Genomic DNA, 23,515 nt, shown 5'->3' on the forward strand with positions numbered 1-23,515 from the left:
AGACCCGGCCGCAGCCCAAACGAAGAGGGCCTCAACGAGGCCAAGAAGGGTGGTACCGCGGGGCCGCACGGCTTCGTCCCTTCACGCTCACCTGTCAGTCAGTGATCGCGTGGAGGCCCGCCCGAGATGTCTTCCCCTTCTTTCCGCCCTCTTCCCGCGCAGGTCGACCTGCCCGCGCTCGAGCGCGAGGTCCTCGATCGCTGGCGGGACGGGAAGATCTTCGAGCGTTCCGTCGAGCAGAACGACGGCAACCCCTCCTGGACCTTCTACGAGGGCCCGCCCACCGCCAACGGCCTGCCCGGCGTCCACCACGTCGAGGCCCGGGTGTTCAAGGACCTGTTCCCCCGCTACAAGTCGATGCGGGGCTTCAGCGTGCCGCGCAAGGCGGGCTGGGACTGCCACGGCCTGCCGGTCGAGGTCGGCATCGAGCGGGAGCTCGGCCTGAGCGGCAAGAAGGACATCGAGGCGTACGGCATCGCGGAATTCAACGCCAAATGCCGCGAGTCGGTGCTGCGCCACGTCGACGCCTTCGAGCAGATGACCGAGCGGATGGGTTATTGGATCGACCTGTCCACCGCCTACCGGACCATGGACCCGTCCTATATCGAGTCGGTCTGGTGGTCGCTCAAGGTCGTCTTCGACAAGGGCCTGCTGTTCCGCGACTTCCGCATCACCCCCTACTGCCCGCGCTGCGGCACCGGCCTGTCGGACCATGAGCTGGGCCAGCCCGGCGGCTACGAGACCGTCTCCAGCCCATCGGTCTACGTGCGCATGCCCGTCACCTCCGGCCCGCTGAGCGAGCTCGGCGCCGCCCTGCTGGTGTGGACGACGACGCCGTGGACGCTGGTCTCCAACACCGCCGTGGCCGTACATCCCGAGGTCACCTACGTCGCGGCCCGTACGACGAACGGCGAGGTGCTGGTCGTCGCCGAGCCGCTGCTGTCGGTGCTCGGCGAGGGCGCCACCGAGGTCGCCCGCTTCACCGGCCGCGATCTGGAGCACACCTCCTACACGCGGCCGTTCGAGCTGGTCGACATCCCCGGCGCCCACTACGTGGTGCTCGGCGACTACGTGACGGTCGAGGACGGCACCGGGCTGGTCCACCAGGCTCCGGCGTTCGGCGCCGACGACCTGGCGGTGACCAAGCGCTACGACATGCCGGTCGTCAACCCGATCGGCCCCGACGGCCGCTTCCTCGACGACGTGCCGATGGTCGGCGGCCAGTTCTTCAAGGACGCCGACGAGGGCCTCACCGAGGACCTGCGGGCCCGCGGCCTGCTGTTCCGCGGCACTCACTTCGAGCACAGCTACCCGCACTGCTGGCGCTGCCACACGGCGCTGCTCTACTACGCGCTCCCCTCCTGGTACATCCGGACCACCTCGGTCAAGGACCAGATGCTGGCCGAGAACGCCAAGACCAACTGGTACCCCGACACCATCAAGTGGGGCCGGTTCGGCGAGTGGCTGCGCAACAACGTCGACTGGTCGCTGTCGCGCTCGCGCTACTGGGGGACCCCGCTGCCGCTGTGGGTCTGCTCCGCCGACGAGTCCCACGTGACGTGCGTCGGGTCGATGGAGGAGCTGGGCACGCTGGCCGGCCGCGACGTCTCCGCGCTCGACCCGCACCGCCCGTACGTCGACGACGTCACCTTCCCCTGCCCGACCTGCTCGGCCGAGGCCCGCCGCGTGCCCGACGTCATCGACGCCTGGTACGACTCCGGGTCCATGCCGTTCGCCCAGTGGGGCGAGCGGGGCAAGCCGGAGGGCCTCTACCCGGCGCAGTTCATCTGCGAGGCCACCGACCAGACGCGTGGCTGGTTCTACTCGCTGATGGCCGTGGGCACGCTGGTGTTCGGCCAGTCGTCCTACGAGAACGTGCTCTGCCTCGGGCTCATCCTGGCCGAGGACGGCCGCAAGATGAGCAAGCACCTGGGCAACATCCTGGAGCCCATGCCGCTGATGGACGAGCACGGCGCCGACGCGCTGCGCTGGTTCATGGCCTGCTCCGGCTCGCCGTGGGCGGCCCGCCGCGTGGGACACAACGCCCTTGAGGAGATCGTCCGCAAGGTCCTGCTGACGTACTGGAACACGGCCTCGTTCTTCACCCTCTACGCCAACGCCGAGTCGTGGACACCCGAGCGACTGGCGCAGGCGACCCCCGCGGCCGAGCGGCCGCTGCTCGACCGCTGGGCGCTGGCCGAGCTGCACCGCACGGTGGCCGAGGTCACCGGCGCGCTGGACGAGTACGACACCCAGCGGGCCGGGCGCCGGCTGGCCGAGTTCCTGGACGACCTGTCCAACTGGTACGTGCGCCGCTCGCGCCGCCGCTTCTGGCAGGGATCGGCGGACGCGTTCGCGACGCTGTACGAGTGCCTGGAGACGGTCACGCGGCTGATGGCGCCCATCGCGCCGTTCGTCACCGACTACCTGTGGGACGTGCTGCGCGGCGAGGGCGCGCCCTCCTCCGTACACCTGACCTCCTGGCCCGCCGTACGCGAGGACCTGCTCGACCCCACGCTGTCGGAGCGGATGGCGCTGGTACGACGGCTGGTCGAGCTGGGCCGCTCGGCCCGTGCCTCCTCCGGCGTCAAGACCCGGCAGCCGCTGGGCCGGGCCCTGGTCGGGGCGCACGGCTGGCCCTCACTCCCGTCCGAACTGCGGGATCTGATCGCCGACGAGCTGAACGTCCAGGCTCTCGAGGACATGTCCGGCTTCAGCGCCGATCTCGTGTCCTACACCGTCAAGCCCAACTTCCGGGCCCTCGGCAAGCGGTTCGGCTCGCAGACCAAGCTGGTGGCGGCGGCCGTCGGCGCGGCGGAGGCCGCCTCCCTGGCGCCCACCCTCCGCTCCGGCGCCTCTGTCACGGTGGACGTACCGGAGCTCGGCGCGGTCTCGCTCGGCCCGGACGACGTGATCGTCACCGAGCAGCCGCGCTCGGGCTGGGCCGTCGAGACCGGCGCCGTCGACACGGGCACCGGCGAGACGGTGGCGCTCGACCTGGAGCTGACGGACGAGCTGCGCCGGGCCGGTCTGCTGCGCGAGGTCATCCGCCTGGTCCAGGAGGCCCGCAAGTCGACGGGCCTGACCATCACGGACCGGATCTCCCTGTGGTGGTCGGCCTCCGACCCGGACCTGGCCCAGGCGCTGCGGTCGGGGTGGCAGGTGGTGGCGGAGGAAGTACTCGCCACGACCGTCACGGAGGGGTCCGAGGACGGGCTGCCGTCGCACTCGGAGACGGACCTGGGGCTGACGTTCCAGCTGCGCCGCGCCTGACGAGCCGTATGGGGTTTTGACTGGGGTGGGACGTGTCACTCGGACGCGTCCCACTCAGCTGACGGGCTACGCGCCTGGCGGCGGCCCACGCCGCTTCGCGCCCGGCGGCCCTCTCGGGCCGATCGACCATCGGGCTCACCCGAGGCCAACGCTCGGATCGAGGCCGGTCAGATCAGCGCTGGCGGTCCACACGCGATCCGCGAGATCGGCGTCGGCCAGGTGACCTCGCACGGGTTCGAGAGCGGGCACGCCGCGGATCCCGAAGACCCGGGGCCCCCACAACTGGCCGCCGCGCACGGACGGATCGAGGACGGCCCGGACGGCGGGCCAGGCGGCGGCCTCCTTGCCCTGGAGAAGGAGGCCGGCGGGCAGACCGCGCAGCCGTTCGCCAGTGGTCCTTTGGTGTACCGGCGGGCGTGATGGCGTGAGGGAGTCGAGCGCGCCGCCAGGGTGGGTGAGCACGCTCAACGTCGTACTGCCGGCGGCGCGCAGGCGACGGTCGAGTTCGAGCCCGAAGAGCATCTGCGCGAGCTTCGATCGCGCGTACGTTCGTTTCGGCTGGTAATCGCGCGTGCTCTGGAGATCGTCGAGATCCAGGCTCTCGGACTTGGCTGTGAAGCTGCCGGTGGTGACCACCCGGCTCGCGTACCCGGCCGTCAGCAGAGGTGCCAGCCACCAGGTCAGCGCGAAGTGCCCCAGGTGATTGGTGGCGAACATCAGCTCGTTGCCATCCTTGGTCTCGCGCCGCGGCGGCTGATCGAGCAGCACTCCGGCGTTGCAGACGACCGCGTCCAGCCTGTCCAGACTCAGCGCGTCCACAGAGGCTTTGAGCGAGGAGAGATCGGCCAGGTCCAGGCGGATGTGACGGACGCGCGCGCCGGGGACGCGGGCGCGGATCGAGACCTGAGCCGCTTCGGCCTTGACGGTGTCCCGGCTGCCGAGGATGACGGTGGCACCGGTGCCGGCGAGTTGTTCCGCGACGAAGTATCCGATGCCCGCGTTGCCGCCGGTGACCAGGAAGTTCTTGCCGTCGGCGCGCGGCAGGCGGCGCACGTCCCAGGGGTCTGGGTTGTGGGGGTCGGTCATGTCCGGCTCCTTACATGGGGAGGTCGTCGTGTCGGCCAGGCGCCATACCGGCCAAGAAACTATAATCACTATAGTTTCAGATGCATTCTAGTTTTGGGATACGGTGGAGGCATGGCAACGACGATGGGGCGCCGCGAGCGCAAGAAGGCACAGACCCGCCGGGCGTTGTCGGACGCGGCGTTGCGGCTGTTCGCCGAACATGGCTACGACGGCGTCACCGTCGCTCAGATCGCCGACGAGGCGGACGTCTCCATCGCCACCCTGTTCGCGCACGTGCCGGACGGCAAGGAAGCGCTGATCTTCGACGACGGCGCCGAACGACACGTGTGGCTGGTCGCCGCGATCCACGACCGCCCCTCCGGCCAATCGGTGCTGGAAGCCCTGCGCCGCTGCCTGGCCGGCCGGGGTCCCTTCACCGAAGACCTCCCGCCCGACCTTCGACGCAAACGCGACCTGATCGTGGGCACGCCCGCCCTGCGGGAATACTCACGCAAGCTCTGGATAGCGAGCGAGGGCGCCCTGGCCGAGGCGATCGCTATGGAGAGCGGCCGCGACCCCGCCGACATGACGGTCCGCGCTCTCGCCCGCTACGTCCTGGAGATCCCGGAGCTCGCGGGCACGGAAGCAGACCCCCTGGCCGCGATGCACGCCATCTTCGACCTCCTCGAATCCGGCTGGCCCGAATCACCCACGGACACCTGACCGGCCCCCGCCTGACCACGCCCCACCCGACCAGGCCTCACCCGGTCCGCTCGCTCTGCCCCTGGACCGGGCCTCTCGCTCTACTGCTCGGCCTGGACCGTGCGGTCCTCAAGGGCGGCCCGGGGTGATTTCCCAGGCGAAGGGCGGGCCTCGGTGACCGCCCCGCCCCGCTCCGCCGACGATCTCGCTGGCCAACCCGCCTGCGATCTACATGCCCGCCGGTCCGGCCTCCATGACCGGCGGCCCGACAAACCGCAGTGGCCCAGCACCTGGGCAACCTCTGCGTTGGCCACTGAACCAACGTCGAGGCTTACGCCCGGGCTCACCTAGCTGACGGACTCGCGATCGTTCTGGCAGACCGAGCAGCTCGTCAGACCGGCAGATTCGGCCTGCGAGATCGTCATGGTCTCCACACCCGTTTCACCCGCGCCCCGGATGAGGGGGCAGGCGGTGCTGTGATAGCGGCGGGTGCCGACGATGACCTTCACCGTGGCCGACCGCCCGCTCTTCCCCGCGCCTTCACCGTCGGGCTTGCCGCCCTTGGCGGTCGCTTCTTTGGCGGGGTCGGCGTCTCCCCCGCCAGCGTGCTCCTTGGCAGACGCGGCACTATCCGGCTTAGTGGACGAGGCGCTGTCCGGCTTGGGCGGCGTGGGCCCGGATGCGGGCTCGGGCGCTTTGGCCGCTGCCTTGGCGCTCTCCGCGGGCCTGCTCGCCGCAGGCGTCGCACCGGGAGCGGGTCTCTCACTGGCCGGGCGCGACCCGCTCGTGGACCCGGCGCCCTCTGCCTTGGACGTAGCCCCGGAAGCGGCTCCGGACTGCACCGGCATGATCACGGTACCGCCCACCGACTCGGACCGCTCTCCCTTGGCCCCAGACGTCTCTCCCTTGGCCCCAGACGTCTCTCCCTTGGCCCCAGACGTCTCTCCCTTGGACCCGGACCGCTCTCCCTTGGGCCCGGACCGCTCTCCCTCGGAGCCGGACGTCTCCCCTCCGGATCCGGACCGCCCCGGCTTGCCGGACGCGGCCGGCCCCTTTGGCAGGGGGCTCTTGGGCTTGGCCGCGGACTCGGCCGACGAGGCGGGGCGCTCGGGCGTCACAGCCGGACGCTCAGGCCGGTCCGACGACGGGCTCCAGCCGGCCTTGCCGGGTCCGGGGCGCTGCGGCGCGGGATCTCCCGCTTGTACGGCACGCTGAGGCGCCGTCGCGGGCCCAGAGTCGTCGAGGTCCGGCGCGGCACCTCGGCCCTGAGCACCTCCGCCCTGAGCATCACGGCCCTGAGCATCACGGCCCTGACCGCCACGCTCCTGACCGCCAGGGCCTTGACCGCCACGCTCGGAGGCCCCTTGGGCCTGACCACTACGCTCGGCGGTCCCCCGGGACTGGCCACCACGTTCGGTGGCCCCTTGGGCCGGTCCGCCGCGCTCGGGCGCACCTCGGTCCGGTCCGCCACGGCTCTGACCGGCGGCCTCTGCCGCGACGGACGAGGGGCGCTCTCCGGGCCGACCTGCTCCCGACTTTCCGGGCGTCTCCGGCCTTCCGGGCGCCTCCGGCTTGTCGGTCGCTCCAGGCTGGCGGCTCCCGGGCTTGCCGGTCTCAGTACGGCCGCTTCCGGACGGGCCGGACGACGGCTGGCCCGACGACGGCATGGTGGTGATGTACGGGGCCAGCCTCGGGCCGGCGGAAGGGTCGGACGACGGGGGTTCCGTACGGTCCTTGCCGGGCCCTGAAGCGGCCGGCTTGGTCGTGGCGCTGAACAACGGCGCGGGCTCCGCGGGGCGGGCGAACCAGCCCGTCGGCTCGGCCGGGGCGTCGGCGGGTTCCGGGGCGGGGGTGGCGGCCTTCGAGTCGGGCTTCGGCTTGGCCGGGCCGCCGGACACCGGGGGGCGCAGGTCGCGCGTGGCGCCGGGCGCCTCGGCCCGGAGGTCCGCGGGGACCTTGGGAGCCTGCGAAGGCTCGGGGCCACGCTTGGGAGCCAATGAAGGGCCGGAACCAGGCTTGGGAGCCGATGAAGGCGCGGATCCGGGCTTGGGGCCGCCGACCGGCGCGGGGCCCATAGCGGACACGGAGCCGGTAAGGGGGCCGGAGGCGGCGCCGGTAGAAGAGCCGGGGCCAGAAGCGCCGGGCAAGGGGGTGACGGCGGGCTCAACGCCGCCGGGCTTGGAGGTGGCAGCGGGCTCGGGGCCGGCGGCAGGCGGCAGCTGCCGTCCGCCGAGCGCTGCATCCGGCAGGCACGCCGTACAGGGCGTGAAGCCCTCCTCGCGCGCCTCCTCGTACGTGAGCTCCTCTTGATCCCGTCCGATCAGCTGGCGGCAACCCGGGACGTGATAGCGCTTGCGTCCGGGGATCACCAGGACGAGCGCGTCCGGGGAGATCCCGCGCACCGCGGGACGGCGTTGCGTCGGCGCGGTGGCCGTCTGCTGGTGCGTCTGTGGACGCGGCGACGGCGGCGCTCCCATCGGGGCCCCCAGGGGACCCGGCTGGGTCTGGCCATGCGGCAGGCCGGCCGGCGCGTGCCCCACCGGCGGGGTGGCCGGCGCAGCGGCCCGCCCACCACCGGGAAACAGCTCGTGACGCCGCAGCAGCGCCCCGATCACCAGGAACAGCGCGGACAGCACGCTGACCACGATGGACCACATGATCAGGAACGGCTTTGCCAGAACGAAGCCCGCGATCAGCAAGACAACCGCCGCGAGCACCAAACCAGCACTGATTAGGATCACAAAGGGCTCTTTCGAGTGACGGGTCCTTGATGACCCGCTACTTTACCGGCGGTCGTTGTGCGGACCGTCACCGCCGGGGAAAGCGCCCTGCGGGGAGTCACCGCCGAACGGGTTGGGACCACCGGGGAGAGGCTGCTGACCACCCTGAGGCACCGCGTGCGACATGGCCGGAGCCGCCGCCGAGGGACCGCCGCCGGTCATGACCGGGAAGCCACCGCTGCCTTCCGCGGAGACGTTCAGCTCGGCGAGCTGGTTCTCCAGGTAGAGCTTGAGGCGGCTGCGGTATTCGCGTTCGAAGCTGCGCAGCTCCTCGACCTTGCGCTCCAGCTCGTCACGGGTCTGGACGAGGGAACCCATGGCCTGGCGGTGGCGCTCCTGCGCGTCGCGCTCGAGCGTCTCGGCGCGGGCACGGGCGTCGCCGATGACCTGCTCGGCCTGGCGGCGAGCCTTGGTGAGGATCTCATCGGCCTCGCGGCGGGCGCGGGTGACCGTCTCGTCCGCCTCGCGGCGGGCGTCGGAGATCGCCTGGTCGGCGGTCTGCTGGGCCAGCGCGAGCACGCGGGCCGCGGTGTCCATGTTGTCCTCGGCCGGAGGCATGTTCATGACGGGGACCGGCTGAGGCTGCTGCTGCGGCTCGGGAACCTTCATCGGCTCCGGCTGCGGCGGCATCATCATCTCGGGCTTCGGCTGCTCCTGCACCGGAGCGGAGGCCATGGGCATGCTCATGCCCCCGGGCACCTTACCGCGCAGGCACTCGGCCAGCTTGGCGCGGAGCTCCTCGTTCTCTTGGATCAGGCGGTCGAGCTCAGCCTCGACTTCGTCGAGGAAGGCGTCGACCTCTTCTTCGTCGTAGCCCGGCCGTAGCCGAGTGGTACTGAACTGCTTGTTCCGCACATCAGCGGGCGTCAGCGGCATCTTTTGGTCTCCTTGGCGCGCTTGGAGTCTGTCCGGAGGGACGGTTAACCCGAATCACTTCAGCGCGGACACGAGTTGGATCACGACCGGGGGCGCACGGCCTCCGTCATCGCGCGCCCAGCAATCCGGCGAACTGGATCAAGAGCAGAACGATGATGAAGAGGACTGTGAAGCTTAGGTCAAAGGCCACCGTACCCAACCGGAGCGGGGGAATGAAACGGCGGAGGAACTTGAGAGGTGGGTCGGTTGCGGTGTAGGTGGCCTCGGCAAGCACGAGCACGACGCCAGAAGGGCGCCACTGACGGGCGAACGCCTGGACCGTCTCAAAGATCATCCTGCCGATGAGCAGCACCAAGTAGAGAGACAGGACTACGACCAAGATCTGGCTTACGATCCCCACGGTCTGGCCGCGCCTCCACTTCTGATGTGCCCGCCGGGCCTCGGTGAGGCCTGGTTGGGTGCGATAGACATACAGAGACTCTAACTCTGGTTGAAGAACCCGCGTTCCGCGATTCGAGCCTTGTCCTCGGCGGTCACCTCGACATTGGCTGGGGACAACAGGAACACCTTGTTGGTAACACGTTCAATGCTGCCATGTAGGCCAAAGACCAGACCTGCCGCGAAATCGACCAGGCGTTTTGCGTCGCTGTCAACCATCTCGGTCAGGTTCATGATGACCGGGGTGCCGTCGCGGAAGTGCTCGCCGATCGTCCGGGCCTCGTTGTAGGTCCGGGGATGGAGGGTGGTGATGCGCGCCAGATCGGTCGTACGGCGCTCCAGGACGGTCGTGGATGGCCTCGGCGCGGGGACCCCGGAGTCTGCCTCGTCGTCGCGTTCCTGGACCGCTACGGCCCGCTCCTCGCCGGTCCGCGGGGGCTCGTCCTCGTAGGCGTACTCGTCGGGGTAGGTCTCATACCTCTCGTAGCGGTCGTCCTCCACGAGACCGAGGTAGACCGCCATCTTGCGCATCGCGCCGGCCATCGCTACGTCGTCCTCCTGCTCATGGTCGCACTCGCTCGGGCCTGTCGCCGGGTCCGAGGCGGCAGCCGTACCCCCTTGGAGCTCACCGCTGATCGACCTCTACTGGTGGTGTGAGCCTGTAAGACCCACTTGACGGGACATTACCTGACGAAGGGCTTGCGACGACCGAGCAACGCCGTACCGACCCGAACGTGTGTCGCGCCGTGCGCGACGGCCGCGCCGAGGTCATCGCTCATGCCCGCCGAGAGCATCGTGGCACGGGGGTGGCGCTCCCGTACGGCGGCGGCCAACTCTCGCAGCCGGGCGAACGCCTTGCCCGGGTCCTCCCCCAGCGGCGCCACGGCCATCACCCCGCCCAGCCACAGGTGCGCGGCCGCGGCGATCAGGTCGGCGATCTCCGGCACGTCGGCGGGCCTGGCGCCGCCTCTGGCCGGGTCGTCGTCGAGCGCCACCTGCACGAGGCAGCCGACCTGGCGCCCCTGCTTCCCGGCCTCCCGGCTGATCACCTCGACCAGCCTGGGCCGGTCGACAGAGTGGATCACATCGGCGTAGGAGACCACCGAACGGACCTTGTTGGTCTGCAACTGGCCGACGAAGTGCCAGGTCAGGGGGAGCTCCTGGCATTCGCGCGCCTTGGGGGCGGCCTCCTGGTCGCGGTTCTCGCCGACCTCGCGGACGCCGAGCTCGCACAGCAGGCGGACGTCGGAGGCGGGGTAGGTCTTGGTCACGGCGATCAAGGTCACCTCGCTCCGATCACGCCCGGCCGCCCGGCACGCCTCGGAGATCCGCCCCTCCACCTCCGCCAGCCCCGCCGCGATCTCATCCCGCCGCGCCCGATCGGTCACGTCTCGCCGCACCGGGCCACTCTCATCACGCCGCGCGTGGTCAGTCTCGTCCCGCCGAGTCCGGTCGGTCTCGTCTTGCCGGTTGGTCTCGTTTTGCCGTGCCCGGTCCGTCTCGTCACGCCGCGTCCCGTCACTGGCGTCTTGCCGCGTCCGGCCGGTCTCGTCCGTACTCACACTCACGTCCACCTCTTCGCTCCGCTCGGGTATCTCTCTGCCGCAGGGCGCGCCTCCCATGTGGTGCGGCACTGTTTTTCTGGTACGGCAAGCCCGGTGGGCCCCACCCGCCGCACGGGGCCGGGGGCCTCCAGGAAGACGGCCGCTGATCCCGCACGGGGCCGGCCGCCGCAACGAGGCACGTGAGTCCGGTCACCCCAGCTCTACACGACTCCCGACCACGCCGGCCACCTGAGCCCGATCACCCCGGCTCCACGCGAGTCCGACCACCCGCCTACGACAGGTCCCGGCCACCCCGGTTACGTGAGTGAGATCACCCCGGTTACGTGAGCCAGATCACCCGGCTGGAGGAACCGGCCCCGAACGCGGCTGCGCCGCTCCATTCCCCCGGTGAAGGGCCGTCGAGGCCCGGTGAGGAAGGAGCGGCGGAGAGTCGGGCTACTTGAGGAAGTCGGGGACGTCGAGTTCCTCCTCCTGCTCCTCGAAAACCACCGGACGGCGTTTGGCGGGCTCCGACATGCGGGAGGTGATGGGCGTGGGCGGATTGGCGGGCTCGGGCGTGGGCCGCGGGATCGAGACGGGGCCGGAGGGCTCGTCGGCGATCGGCTCGTGGGCCGCCGGCTCGGGCGCGCTCTCCACCGGACGCACCGGCTCGGCCCGATGGTCGGAGCGGAAGTCGGACCGCTGGTCCGGGCGCGGCGGTTCGGGACGGAGGTCGGCGCGCGGCTCGGATAGGGGCTCAGGGCGAGGCTCGGGCCTGAAGTCGGAGCGCGGCTCAGGGCGAGGCTCCGGCCTGAAGTCGGAGCGCGGCTCGGGACGCAGTTCGGGCGGGGGCTCGGGGCGCTGGTCGAAACGCTGCGGCGCGGGCTCGGCCTTCACGCTGGGCGCCGAGACGCTGGGGCGTACCGGCGACGACGCGGGCGGGGCCGTGGACGCGGCGGCGGGACGGCTCTGCGGGCGCGGGAGCGGCTTCTCCGCCGGCGGCGGCACGTCGTCGAACCCGGCGGCGATCACGGTGACGCGGACCTCGTCGCCGAGCGCGTCGTCGATGACCGTACCGAAGATGATGTTGGCGTCGAGCGCGGCCGCCATCGACACGAGCTGGGCGGCCTCGTTGATCTCGAACAGGCCGAGGTCGGAGCCACCGGCGATCGACAGCAGCACACCGTGGGCGCCGTCGATGCTGGCCTCCAGCAGCGGGCTGGAGACCGCCATCTCGGCCGCGGCGACCGAGCGGTCGTCACCGCGCGCGTGGCCGATGCCCATCAGCGCCGAACCGGCGCCCGACATGACCGACTTGACGTCGGCGAAGTCGAGGTTGATCAGGCCGGGCGTGGTGATCAGATCGGTGATGCCCTGCACACCCGACAGCAGCACCTGGTCGGCCGCCTTGAACGCGTCGAGCACGCTCACCTGCCGGTCGGAGATCGACAGCAGCCGGTCGTTGGGGATCACGATCAGCGTGTCGACCTCGTCGCGCAGGGTCTCGATGCCGGCCTCGGCCTGCGAGGCCCTGCGACGGCCCTCGAAACTGAACGGCCGGGTCACGACACCGATCGTGAGCGCGCCGAGCGATCGGGCGATGTTCGCCACGACGGGCGCGCCGCCGGTGCCGGTGCCGCCTCCCTCACCCGCGGTCACGAAGACCATGTCGGCCCCCTTGAGGACCTCCTCGATCTCCTCACGATGGTCTTCGGCCGCCTTGCGCCCCACATCGGGGTTGGCGCCGGCTCCCAGCCCGCGGGTGAGCTCGCGGCCCACGTCGAGTTTGACGTCGGCGTCACTCATCAGCAGCGCCTGGGCGTCGGTGTTTATCGCGATGAACTCGACGCCCTTGAGTCCCTCCTCGATCATCCGGTTGACGGCGTTCACTCCGCCGCCGCCAATGCCGACGACCTTGATGACCGCGAGGTAGTTCTGCGGTGCTGCCACGACGAGGGGCCTTTCCGCTCGTTGACTTGCCATTTCGGTGCGGATCGTCTCCGCGTTCTCTGCTTCGTTAACTCTCAACCTCAAGTTGAGATTCAGATTTATGTCAACCTGAGGATTGATACGGACAGTAGGAGTTACGCTCCGGGCGGGTCAACTAACCGCGCCGCAAGCACGTCCGGCGTGTCGCGGGCTGTCCGTTTCGCTCCGTCGTCCCGCCAGGTCGGAACCCTCCTCTGCCACGCGCCGTGTTACAGGCTCTCACGCCGGAAGCCCCATCCCGGACAGACTCGGCCGTCGGCGGGCGGCATGATCGGCGCGCTCTGACAGGTGCGCCGCCCTTTATGCGACGCATATCCCGTAGGACGCGCCAACCCCGCCCCCGGATCACGCCGTACAACGGCTCCGTTGGCGGGACGGTGGAATCCGGGCGCTTGACCGTCACCGCGTGGGTGGGGGTCCAGCTCCGACGCTTGACCGCCACCACGTCGGTGAGGTCCAGCTCCGGCACTTGACCGCCACCACGTCGGTGAGGTCCAGCTCCGGCACTTGACCGCCACCACCTCGGTGGGGTCCCGCCCCCACGCTCAAGGGTCACCACGTCAGTGGGATCCGGCACTTGACCGTCACCACCTCGGTGAGGTTCGGCACTTGAGCGTCACCACATCGATGGGATCCGGCTCACTTGAGCGTCACCACGTCGGGTGAGCTCACGTCGTAGACGCTGGCCTTGCGGCGCAGGAGGGTCTTCAGGATGCGAGCCTTGTCCGCGCCCCGGTCGGCCCCGCCCCAGACGACGCTGCGGCCGTCGGAGAGCTCCAGCGACACGCCCTCGGGCGAGGAGGCCCGGACCCCCCGTACCTTGGCCGCGAGATCGTCGGGCAGCGACTGGATCACCCGCAGCGCGGCCATGGTCGTGGGGTCGCCGGCGGCGGGGCGGTCCACCTTGAGCGTCGGCAGGCCGGGCGGGACCGTGTCCTGGATCTCGATGACGACGCCCCCCTTGTCGATCAGCGCCGCCTTGCCCCCGGCCGTGATCGCGGCGATCGGCTCGCGCTCGACCACCTCGATCTTCAGCGTGCCCGGCCAGACCCGGTCGACCTTGGCCGAGGCGAGCTGCCTGATCTGCATCACCCGGGCCTCGACGCCGGCCAGATCGACGGTGGCCAGCGGGTGCAACTCGGGCACCCGGGCCTGTTGCTCGATGCGCTCAGCAGGCACTGTGACATTTCCCACGATGTCGATCGATCGCACGCCGAGCACAGGCGAGAAGAAGATCAGCCAGACGGCGCAGCCCACCACTCCGGCGGTCAGCAGTACCAGAAAAGCGTTGCGCGCCTTCATCGCCCTCCCAGGGTCGCCCACCTTGCGCAACCGGCACACCGTGCGCCACAGAACCTACGCCGCGCAAGAATCACCGCCACGCCGCGCGCCACCGAACCTACGCCGCGTCCAGCCACCGCCCACGGCGCCACGCCAGAGCCCACCGCCAGAACCCCCGCCGCCCGGACGCCTGTGGCCGCCGGGCGTGAGGGACCGCGGGGTCATACCGCGGAGAGCCACGCCACGCGCGGCGGACCACGGCGCCGTCCCGCGCGGAGTTGCACCAGGCGTAGCGGGCCGCGGCGTCGTCCCGCGCGGAGCCACACCCGACGTGGCCGGCCGCCGAATCAGCCCGCGGAGAGCTGCTCAAGGATCTGCGGTCCGAGCTCCGTCACGTCGCCCGCGCCCATCGTCAGCACGATGTCGCCGCCACGGGCCCGAGCCGCCACCAGGGCCGGCACCGAGGCCCGGTCAGGGGCGTAGACCACCTGCTCGGCGGGCAGCCGCACGCGGCCCGCCACCATGGCCCCCGACACACCGGGCTCGGGGTCTTCGCGGGCACCGTAGACGTCGAGCACGATCGCCTCGTCGGCCAGCCCGAGCGCCGTCCCGAACTCCTCGGCGAAGAACCTGGTGCGCGAGTAGAGGTGCGGCTGAAAGATCGCGATGACCCGCCCGTCGCCCGAGTAGGAGGCCACCACGTCACGCGCGGCCCTCAGGTCGGCGGCCAGCTCGGTCGGATGGTGGGCGTAGCTGTCGAACACCGCGACCCCGCCCGCCTCGCCCTTGGCCTCGAAGCGCCGCTTGGCCCCGGTGAAGGTCGCCAGCCCGTCTCTGATCTCCTCGAACGGCAGCCCCAGCGCCACCGCCACGGCGACCACGGCGGTGGCGTTGAGCGCGTTGTGCGCCCCGGGGACGGCCAGCCGGACCTCGCCCATGCCCTCGATGGTGTACGTGGTGCCGAACCCGTCGGGCCTGACGTCGCGCACGCGGTAGTCGCCCGTCTCGCCGTACGTGATGACCTTGATGCCGCGCGCCCGCGCCACCTCGGCCAGCTCCGCCGCCCCGGGGTCGTCGGCGCAGGCGATCAGCAGCGACCCGATGCGGTCGGCGAAGCGGGCGAAGCTGTCGTGCACGGCTCGCGGATCGCCGTAGTTGTCGAGATGGTCGGCCTCGACGTTCGTCACCACGGCGATGTCGGGGGCGAGCATGAGGAAGGACCCGTCGCTCTCGTCGGCCTCGGCGACGAACACCTCCCCCGACCCCTCGTCGGCCCCCAGCCCGGTGGTGACGAGCTGGCCGCCCACGCAGTAGGACGGGTCGGCCCCGCACTTCTGCAGCGCGACGGTCATCATCGAGGCGGTGGTGGTCTTGCCGTGGGTGCCCGCGACGGCGACGCCGTTGCGCCCGGCCATCACGGAGGCGAGCGCGGCGGCCCGCGGGATGACCCGCAGCCCCTGCTTGAGCGCCTCGCCCAGCTCGGGGTTGGAGTCGCGGATCGCGGTGGACACCACCACGGTGTCGACGTCCCTGATGTGGGAGGCGGCGTGGCCGATGTGCACGATCGCGCCGAGCTCGCGCAGCTCGTTGACCTGATCGGTGCTGCGCGCGTCGCTGCCGGACACCCGCACCCCGCGCTTGAGCAGGATGCGCGCGATCCCGGACATCCCCGCGCCGCCGATGCCGATGAAGTGCACGCGCCCCAGCTCTTCTGCGGCGACGGGATCGACCAGCTTGACGAGACTCATCGGGCTATCTCCAACACTTTCCTGGCCAGAATGATATCGGCGTCCTTCCGTCCCAGTCTGGAGGCGGCCTCCGACAGGGCCACGACCCGCTCGGGACTGTGGAGCACGGGAAGGACGTTTTGGACGATCCAATCAGATGACAGGTCGGCGTCGCCGACCACGAACCCGCCGCCGCCCGCCGCGATGCGCTCGGCGTTGATCCGCTGCTCGCCGTTGCCGTGCGGCAGCGGCACGTAGGCGGCGGGCAGCCCGACCGCGGTGAGCTCGGCGCAGGTCAGCGCGCCGCTGCGGCACAGCGCGAAGTCGGCGGCGGCGTACGCGAGATCCATGCGGTCGAGGTAGGGCAGCAGGACGTATTGGGGGTCGCCGGGCGGCGGCTCGTGCTCGACGGTGTTCTTGGGGCCGAGCACGTGCAGCACCTGCACGCCGGCCGAGCGCAGGACCGGCGCGGCGGCCAGCGCGGCCTCGTTGAGCGACCTGGCCCCCTGGGAGCCGCCGAACACCAGCAGCGTGGGCCGGTCGGTCTGCAGCCCGAACCAGGAGCGGGCCTTGTCGCCCATCGACAGCCGGTCGAGCGAGACGATCTCCCGGCGCAGCGGGGTGCCGATGTATTCGGCCTTGCCCAGCACGTGGTCGGGGAAGCCGGTGAAGACGTGGTCGGTGAGCCGGGCGCCCAGCCGGTTGGCCAGGCCGGGCCGCGGGTTGGCCTCGTGCACCACGATCGGCAGGCCGCGCCGCTTGGCCGCCAGGTAGGCCGGGGTCGCCACGTAGCCGCCGAAGCCCACCAGGATGTCGGCCTGGACGCGGTCGAGGATCGCCGCCACCGCGTTGACCGCCCCGGCCAGCCGTCCGGGCACGGTCAGCAGCCGGGGCGTGATCGCCCGCGGCAGCGGCACCGCCGGCACCAGCTCTAGCTCGTATCCCCTGGCCGGGACCAGGCGGGTTTCGAGGCCGCGTTCGGTGCCCACACAGGTTATGCCGATGCGCTGGTCATAATGGCGCAGCGCGTCCGCAAGGGCGAGAGCCGGCTCGATGTGCCCGGCCGTCCCGCCACCGGCGAGGACCACCCTCATCTAGGTCACTCCCTAACGTCTCACTCGGCCTTTGGTCGTTCCCCCCAGGCCAAGCCAGCTTAGGGCCCGTACGGCCGGTCCGGGGCCACGAGCGGCCAGAGCCTCGCGCGCGCCCGGCTCACGTTTCGCGAACGACAACAGCATCCCCAGGGCGGCGAGGGTCGGCAGGAGCGCCGAGCCCCCGTAGGAGACCAGGGGCAGCGGGATGCCGGTGATGGGCACCACGCCGAGCACCGCGCCCATGTTGATGATGGCCTGGCCGACGATCCAGGCCACGATGGCGGCGGCGGCCAGGCGTACGAAGGAGTCCTTGACCCGGGCGGCGACCCGCAGCCCTGCGTAGCCGAGCAGCCCGAACAGCACCACCACGGTCAGGGTCCCCATCAGCCCGAGTTCCTCTCCCAGGATGGCGAAGATGAAGTCGCTCTCGCCGTGGGGCAGCCAGCTCCACTTGGCCCGGCTGCTGCCCAGGCCGAGCCCGAACCAGCTGCCGGAGCCCATCGCGATCTGCCCTTGTACGGCCTGGTAGCCGTCGCCCTGGGCGTCGGCCCATGGGTTGAGGAAGGCGCCGATGCGCGCCATGCGGTACGGCTCCACCTTGATCATGATCAGCGTGGCCAGCACGGCGAGCGCCAGGATGCCGCCGAACAGCTTCACCGGCGCGCCCACCACCCACAGCAGCGACAGGAAGACCATGAACAGCACCAGCGTGGTGCCCAGGTCCCGGCCGAACATGACCATGACGGCCAGGAGCGCGGTGCCCGGCATGAGCGGGATGAGCAGCTGCCGCCACTCGATGCGGCCCTGCCGCGCCCTGCGGGCCAGCAGGTCGGCTCCCCACAGCGCGAGGGCCAGTTTGGCGGGCTCCGAGGGCTGGATGCTGTAGGAGCCGACGTCGATCCACCGCTGCGCGCCCAGCTGGGACGAGCCGATGAACAGCACCATGACCAGGCCGATGAACGACAGCGCCATCAGCGGGTAGCCAGCCCAGCGGAAGAACTTGTGCGGCAGCCGGGAGCAGACCCACATGAGCGTCAGGCCCAGACCTGCCGACAACGACTGCTTGATGAACCAGGTGAACGGGTTGTCGGTCTTCTGCATCGCCTCGATGCTGGAGGCCGACAGCACCATCATCAGCCCGAGCGCGAGCAGCAGCCCGCTGCAGCCGATGATGAGGTAGTAGGTCGCCAGCGGCTTGTCCAGCAGCTCCTTGAGCACGGCGAGCTGGTCGCGGATCCAGCCGGTCGGCCCTTCGACCGCGCTCTGCCGTGAGCGCTCCGGAGCCTGCGGAGAGGTGGTCGTGCTCACGTGGCCGCCTCCAGGCCGCGTACGGCTCGCGCGAAGGCCTCCCCTCGGGCCGGGTAGTTGGCGAACATGTCCAGCGACGCGCCGGCCGGCGACAGCAACACGGTGTCTCCGGGGGAGGCGAGCCTGGCGGCTTCGGTGACGACACGATCCATCGCACCAGTGTCTTGGGCGGAGATGTCCACGACGGGGACATTCGGCGCGTGTCGCGCCAGAGCTTCGGCGATCCGGGCGCGGTCCACACCGAGCAGCACCGCGCCACGCAGCCTGGGCGCCGCCTGGCGTACCAGGTCGTCCACGTCGGCGCCCTTGAGCTGGCCGCCCGCGATCCACACGATCGACGGGTAGGACGACAGCGCCGCGGCGGCGGCGTGCGGGTTGGTGGCCTTGGAGTCGTCGACGTAGTCGACCTCGCCGACCCGCTCGACGTGCGCCATGCGGTGCGGGTCGGGCACGAAGTCGCGCAGGCCCTGGCGTACGGCGTCGGGGGTGACGCCGAGCGTGCGGGCCAGCGCGGCGGCGGCGAGCGCGTTGGCCACGTTGTGCGGCGCCAGGGGGCGCACGTCGGCGAGGGTCGCGAGCTCCTCGGCGGCCTCGGCGGGGTTGGCCACGAACGCCCGGTCCACCAGCAGGTCCTCCACCACGCCCAGCTGGCCGGGCCGGGGCACGCGCAGCGTGAAGCCGACCTTGTCCGGATAGGGCGCGGCCAGCCGCGACGCCTCGGGGTCGTCGGCGTTGTAGACCACAGTGCCCGCGCGCTCGAAGATGCGCCCCTTGGCCTCGGCGTACGCCTCCATCGAGCCGTGCCAGTCGAGGTGGTCGGGCGCCACGTTGAGTATCGCGGCGGCGTGCGGGGCGAGCGTGCTCGACCAGTGCAGCTGGAAGCTCGACAGCTCGACGGCCAGGGCGTCGTACGGCTCTCCCACGGCCTCGACCACGGGCAGGCCCACGTTGCCCACGGCCAGCGCCTTGCGCCCGGCGGCCAGCAGGATGGAGGTGAGCATGCGGACCACGGTCGTCTTGCCGTTGGTGCCGGTCAGCGCGAGCCACGGGGCCGCCTGGGCGGGGCGCAGCCGCCAGGCCAGCTCCACCTCCCCGACCACCTCCACGCCCGCCTCCAGGGCCGCGGCGATCAGCGGGTGGTGCGGCGCCCAGCCGGTGGTGACGAGCCGGGTGACGCCCTCCGGCAGCTCCATCGGGCCGAAGCGCACCTCGGCGCCGAGCCCGGCGAGCTCGGCCGCCACGGCGCGCCGGCGTTCGTCCTCGGCGGCCTCGACCACGACGACGGGCTCACCCCGCGCGGCCAGCACCCGCGCCACGGCGATGCCCGAGACGCCGAGCCCGGCCACGCAGGTGAGAGCCATTACTTGGGCATCCATTCGACGTAGAACAGCCCGAGCCCGAGGGCCGCGCAGAGTCCGGCGATGAGCCAGAAACGGACCACGATCGTGGTCTCGGCCCAGCCCTTGAGCTCGAAGTGGTGCTGCAGCGGCGCCATCCTGAACACCCGTTTACCGGTCATCTTAAAGAAGCCGACCTGGATGATCACCGACATCGTGATGATCACGCACAGCCCGGCCAGGATGATGAGCAGCAGCTGGGTGCGGGTGGCGATGGCCAGCCCGGCCAGCACGCCGCCCAGGGCCAGCGAGCCGGTGTCGCCCATGAAGATCTTCGCGGGCGGGGCGTTCCACCACAGGAACCCGATCAGCGCCCCGAGCACGGCCGCCGCCACCACCGCCAGGTCGAGCGGGTCTCGCACCCAGTAGCAGTTGGGGCCGAGCTGGTCGATGCAGTTGTTGCGCAGCTGCCAGTTGCCGATCAGCACGTACGCCCCGAGCACCACCCCGGTCGCGCCACTGGCCAGGCCGTCGAGGCCGTCGGTGAGGTTCACCGCGTTGGAGAACCCGACGATCATGATGAGGACCCAGATGGTGAAGCCCACGATGCCGAGCGAGGGCCCGAAGTCGCGCAGGAACGACAGCCTGGGCTCGGCGGGGGTGATGCCGTAGACGTTGGCCTGCTGGGTCACCAGCACCGCGAAGACCGCGCCGATGACGAGCTGGCCGAGCGCCTTGGCGCCGCTGCGCAGGCCGAGGCTGCGCTGCTTGTAGATCTTGATGAAGTCGTCGAGGAAGCCGACCGCGCCGAGCCCGGTCATCAGGAACAGCACCAGCATCCCCGAGACGGTCGGCGCCGACAGCGTGGCCAGGCGGGAGGCGCCGTAGGCGAGCAGCGAGGCCAGCACGATCACGGTGCCGCCCATGGTGGGCGTGCCCCGCTTGCCGTGGTGCCCGGACGGGCCCTCCTCGCGGATCTCTTGGCCGTAACCGCGCCGGGAGAACAGCCGGATGGCCAGGGGCGTCCCGAGCATCGACAGGATCAGCCCAACCGCACCGGCGATGATGATGTCGGTCACTGCGTGGCCCCCCCGAGCAACTGCTCGGCCGTCCGCTCCAGACCCATCGCCCGGGGCCCCTTGACCAGCACCGCGTCACCCGGCCGCAGCCACCCGGCCAGCTCGGCGGCCGCGGCGGCGGCGTCGGGCACGTGCAGGATGAGCGTCTGGGGCGGCTGCGCGGGTGCTCCCGCCATCGGTGGGCCTCCCGCGAGCGCGAGCGGCGGGCCTGCGGCGGAGGCCGCCTGAGCGGCCGCGTAGGCCCCCTGAAGCACCGGCTGGGCGTCGGGCCCGGCGACGATGAGGCCCGCCAGTCCGGAACCGCCCGCCAGGCGGCCCAGCTCCTCGTTGAGCGCGGCGCTGTCCTCGCCCAGTTCGCGCAGGGCGGCGATCACGGCGAAGCGGCGGCGGCCCTTGCCGAGCACGCCGAACGCCTCGAACGCGGCCCGCATCGAGTCGGGGTTGGCGTTGTAGGCGTCGTTGACGATCGTGACCCCGTCGGGGCGGTCGGTGACCTCCATCCGCCACCGGCTGCGCGGCGTGGCCTCGGACAGCTCCGCGGCGATGGTGGCGACGGGCAGGCCGAGCTCGTAACCGGCCGCGGCGGCGGCCAGGGCGTTCTCCACGGCGTGCGCCCCGTACAGCTTGAGCCGGACCTGCCCGGAGCCCGAGGGGGTGCGCAGCGTGAAGGAGGCGCGCCCGCGCTCGTCGACGACGACGTCCTCGGCGCGGATGGCGGCGGCCTCGGAGCGGCCGAACAGCGTGACCCTGGCGTCGGTGCGCGAGGCCATCTCGAGGACCAGCGGGTCGTCGGCGTTGAGCACGGCCACGCCGGTGCGCGGCAGCGCCTCGACGAGCTCGCCCTTGGCCTTGGCGATGGCCTCCTTGCCGCCGAACACGCCGATGTGGGCGGTGCCGACGTTCAGCACCACGCCGATCCGCGGCGGCGCGATGCGGGCCAGGGCCTGGATGTGGCCGATGTTGCGGGCGCTGAGCTCCAGCACCAGATAGCGGGTGTCGGCGTCGGCCCTGAGCACGGTCAGCGGATGGCCGAGCTCGTTGTTGAACGAGCCGACGGGCGCGATGGTCGGCCCGATCCGCCCGGTCAGCCTGGCCAGGAGGTCCTTGGTGGAGGTCTTTCCGGCCGAGCCGGTCACGCCGATCACGGTGGCCTGGGGCAGCGCGGCGGCGTGGGCCGTGGCCAGGTCGGCCAGCGCGGCGGCGGCGTCGGGGACGATCACCGTGGGGGCCTCGACCGGCCTGGTGGCCAGCACGGCGACGGCGCCGGCCCGGATGGCCTGGGCGGCGTAGTCGTGGCCGTCGACCCGCGCGCCCTTCAGGGCGACGAACAGGGATCCCGGTTCTACGTCCCGTGAGTCGATCACGACGGGACCGCGCACCACGGCGCGAGGGTCGGCCATGCCCGACAGGGCGCCCGAGGTTATCTCGGCGATCCTGGCCAGAGGCAACGGGATCATGCGTGCTTCCTGCTTTCCTTGCGTGCGTCGATCGCTCCGGCGACCACTTCGCGATCGTCGAAGGGGATCACCTCACCTGAAACGTACTGGCCCTGCTCGTGACCCTTGCCCGCCACGACGATCACGTCGCCACGCCCGGCCCGGCCGATCGCCAGGTCGATCGCGGACGCGCGGTCGGGCTCAATGATCACATGAGCGCGGTCGTGCTGCGGAACGCGGAGCGCTCCATCCATCATCGCGGCCAGAATGTCCAGAGGATCCTCGGAACGAGGATTGTCGCTCGTGAATATGGCCACATCGGCCAACCTCGCCGCGGACTCGCCCATGACGGGCCGCTTGCCCGCGTCGCGCTCGCCGCCGCAGCCGAGCACGACGACCAGCCGGCCCGCGGTGACCTCGCGCAGCGAGCGCAGCACCGACTCGACCGCGGCGGGTTTGTGCGAGTAGTCGACGATCGCCTGGAACTCGTCGCCCGCCTCCGTGATGCGCTGCATGCGGCCGGGGACGCCGACGAGCGTGCCGACGCCGTGGACGGCCGTCTGCAGCGGCACCCCGGCCTCCACGAGCGTGACGATCGCGCCGAGCGCGTTGGCGACGTTGAACGGGCCGGGCAGCGAGATCTGCGCGTCGGCCTCGACACCGCCAGGACCGGTCACGCGGAACGTGCTGCCGTCGGCGCCCAGCCGCACGTCGAGCGCCCGCCAGACGGCCTCGGGCGCGCCCAGCGCAGAGAACGTGGTCATCGGCACCTTCGCCACCGACAGCAGCTCGCGGCCATAGGGGTCGTCGATGTTCGTCACGCCCACGCGGGCCAGCTCGGGCTGGAAGAGCCGGGTCTTGGCGGCGAAGTAGTCGTCGAAGTCCTTGTGGAAGTCGAGGTGGTCCTGCGACAGGTTGGTGAACAGGGCCACGTCGTAGTGGAGGCCGTCGACCCGGCCGAGCGCCAGGGCGTGGCTGGAGACCTCCATGGCCGCCGCCGTGACCCCCGCCTCGCGCATGAGCGCGAACAGGCCGTGCAGCTCGGTGGCCTCGGGGGTGGTCAGCCTGGGCTCGAAGCGCAGGTCGCCGGCGCGGATCTCGACGCCGCCCACCAGCCCGGTGGTGTGGCCCGCGGCCCGCAGGCCGGCTTCGAGCAGGAACGAGGTGGTGGACTTGCCGCTGGTGCCGGTGACGCCGAGCAACTGGATGTCGTCGGCCGGCCGGCCGTAGACCCAGGAGGCGACCTGTCCGAGCACGGCTCGGACGTCGGGCACGACGAGGACGGGCAGGCCCGTGGCGGCGGCGGCCGCGCGGCCGCCGGGATCGGTGAGGACGGCCACGGCGCCGAGCGCCATGGCCTCGGCGGCGAAATCGGCGCCGTGGGACCGGTTGCCCGGCAAGGCCACGTAAAGATCTCCGCGCCGCACGTGGCGGGAGTCGATCGTGACACCGGTGAGCGGGGCGTACGGCGACCTCGACGTGCCGGAATCGGCGTCGAGCATGGTCGCCAGCCCGGTCAGCGGGCGGGGCGGACTGGTCGTTGGACGCATAGACGACGGGGGACGCACGGCCGCAGCGTACCTTCC

The 23,515-nt window shown here is 71.3% G+C and carries 17 protein-coding genes; 2 read left to right on the forward strand and 15 right to left on the reverse strand.

Going from position 1 to position 23,515, the window contains the following annotated elements:
* Positions 1-126: 126 nt before the first annotated feature.
* Positions 127-3,273 (forward strand): isoleucine--tRNA ligase, encoded by a 3,147-nt coding sequence (gene ileS, locus AB0L53_RS02120; RefSeq protein ID WP_363989007.1) that lies wholly within the window; start codon positions 127-129, stop codon positions 3,271-3,273.
* Positions 3,274-3,408: 135 nt separating this feature from the next.
* Here the strand turns inward: ileS and AB0L53_RS02125 are convergent, their stop codons facing one another.
* Entirely contained in the window at positions 3,409-4,359 is a 951-nt protein-coding gene (locus tag AB0L53_RS02125; RefSeq protein WP_363989010.1) for an SDR family NAD(P)-dependent oxidoreductase, read from the reverse strand.
* A gap of 111 nt (positions 4,360-4,470) precedes the next feature.
* Between AB0L53_RS02125 and AB0L53_RS02130 the strand changes: the two genes are divergently transcribed.
* Positions 4,471-5,061 carry a TetR family transcriptional regulator gene (locus tag AB0L53_RS02130; protein ID WP_363989013.1) on the forward strand — a complete coding sequence of 197 codons (591 nt, stop codon included), beginning with the start codon at positions 4,471-4,473 and terminating at the stop codon, positions 5,059-5,061.
* A gap of 326 nt (positions 5,062-5,387) precedes the next feature.
* Here AB0L53_RS02130 and AB0L53_RS02135 read toward each other — a convergent pair whose 3' ends face one another.
* The 14 genes from AB0L53_RS02135 to AB0L53_RS02200 all read right to left on the reverse strand — a co-directional run bounded on the left by AB0L53_RS02135 (position 5,388) and on the right by AB0L53_RS02200 (position 23,479).
* The gene (locus tag AB0L53_RS02135) at positions 5,388-7,781 is read right to left on the reverse strand and encodes a hypothetical protein (RefSeq protein ID WP_363989016.1); all 2,394 of its coding nucleotides are present in this window, start codon (positions 7,779-7,781) and stop codon (positions 5,388-5,390) included.
* Between the two features lie 42 nt (positions 7,782-7,823).
* Positions 7,824-8,696, reverse strand: a complete 873-nt coding sequence (locus AB0L53_RS02140; RefSeq protein WP_357945415.1) for a DivIVA domain-containing protein — start codon at positions 8,694-8,696, stop codon at positions 7,824-7,826.
* A gap of 106 nt (positions 8,697-8,802) precedes the next feature.
* A complete protein-coding gene (locus AB0L53_RS02145) occupies positions 8,803-9,096 on the reverse strand; it encodes a YggT family protein (RefSeq protein ID WP_363989018.1) in 294 nt (97 codons plus the stop codon).
* 80 nt (positions 9,097-9,176) lie between these two features.
* Entirely contained in the window at positions 9,177-9,677 is a 501-nt protein-coding gene (sepF, locus tag AB0L53_RS02150; protein WP_225291780.1) for a cell division protein SepF, read from the reverse strand.
* Positions 9,678-9,817: 140 nt separating this feature from the next.
* On the reverse strand, positions 9,818-10,522 hold the full coding sequence (locus AB0L53_RS02155; protein ID WP_363990333.1) for a YggS family pyridoxal phosphate-dependent enzyme: 705 nt from the start codon (positions 10,520-10,522) through the stop codon (positions 9,818-9,820).
* Between the two features lie 612 nt (positions 10,523-11,134).
* The gene (gene ftsZ, locus AB0L53_RS02160; protein WP_363989021.1) at positions 11,135-12,628 is read right to left on the reverse strand and encodes a cell division protein FtsZ; all 1,494 of its coding nucleotides are present in this window, start codon (positions 12,626-12,628) and stop codon (positions 11,135-11,137) included.
* Between the two features lie 678 nt (positions 12,629-13,306).
* Complete coding sequence (locus AB0L53_RS02165) at positions 13,307-13,969, reverse strand: FtsQ-type POTRA domain-containing protein (RefSeq protein WP_363989024.1); 663 nt, start codon at positions 13,967-13,969, stop codon at positions 13,307-13,309.
* 326 nt (positions 13,970-14,295) lie between these two features.
* Positions 14,296-15,696, reverse strand: a complete 1,401-nt coding sequence (gene murC, locus AB0L53_RS02170; protein ID WP_363989027.1) for a UDP-N-acetylmuramate--L-alanine ligase — start codon at positions 15,694-15,696, stop codon at positions 14,296-14,298.
* The gene (gene murG / locus AB0L53_RS02175) at positions 15,693-16,769 is read right to left on the reverse strand and encodes an undecaprenyldiphospho-muramoylpentapeptide beta-N-acetylglucosaminyltransferase (protein WP_363989030.1); all 1,077 of its coding nucleotides are present in this window, start codon (positions 16,767-16,769) and stop codon (positions 15,693-15,695) included. Before murG ends, murC begins: the two co-directional genes overlap by 4 nt.
* Before the next feature lie 12 nt (positions 16,770-16,781).
* Complete coding sequence (ftsW, locus tag AB0L53_RS02180; protein ID WP_363989033.1) at positions 16,782-18,077, reverse strand: putative lipid II flippase FtsW; 1,296 nt, start codon at positions 18,075-18,077, stop codon at positions 16,782-16,784.
* Positions 18,074-19,453 carry a UDP-N-acetylmuramoyl-L-alanine--D-glutamate ligase gene (murD, locus tag AB0L53_RS02185; RefSeq protein ID WP_363989036.1) on the reverse strand — a complete coding sequence of 460 codons (1,380 nt, stop codon included), beginning with the start codon at positions 19,451-19,453 and terminating at the stop codon, positions 18,074-18,076. The genes ftsW and murD overlap by 4 nt, the downstream gene beginning before the upstream one ends.
* Positions 19,438-20,493, reverse strand: coding sequence for a phospho-N-acetylmuramoyl-pentapeptide-transferase (gene mraY / locus AB0L53_RS02190; protein ID WP_357945394.1), 1,056 nt, complete (start codon positions 20,491-20,493; stop codon positions 19,438-19,440). Before mraY ends, murD begins: the two co-directional genes overlap by 16 nt.
* The gene (gene murF, locus AB0L53_RS02195) at positions 20,490-21,950 is read right to left on the reverse strand and encodes a UDP-N-acetylmuramoyl-tripeptide--D-alanyl-D-alanine ligase (protein WP_363989040.1); all 1,461 of its coding nucleotides are present in this window, start codon (positions 21,948-21,950) and stop codon (positions 20,490-20,492) included. Before murF ends, mraY begins: the two co-directional genes overlap by 4 nt.
* Entirely contained in the window at positions 21,947-23,479 is a 1,533-nt protein-coding gene (locus AB0L53_RS02200) for a UDP-N-acetylmuramoyl-L-alanyl-D-glutamate--2,6-diaminopimelate ligase (RefSeq protein ID WP_363989043.1), read from the reverse strand. The genes murF and AB0L53_RS02200 overlap by 4 nt, the downstream gene beginning before the upstream one ends.
* Positions 23,480-23,515: the final 36 nt, after the last annotated feature.

The sequence above is a fragment of the Nonomuraea sp. NPDC052129 genome (assembly GCF_040680095.1).
Classification (GTDB): domain Bacteria; phylum Actinomycetota; class Actinomycetes; order Streptosporangiales; family Streptosporangiaceae; genus Nonomuraea.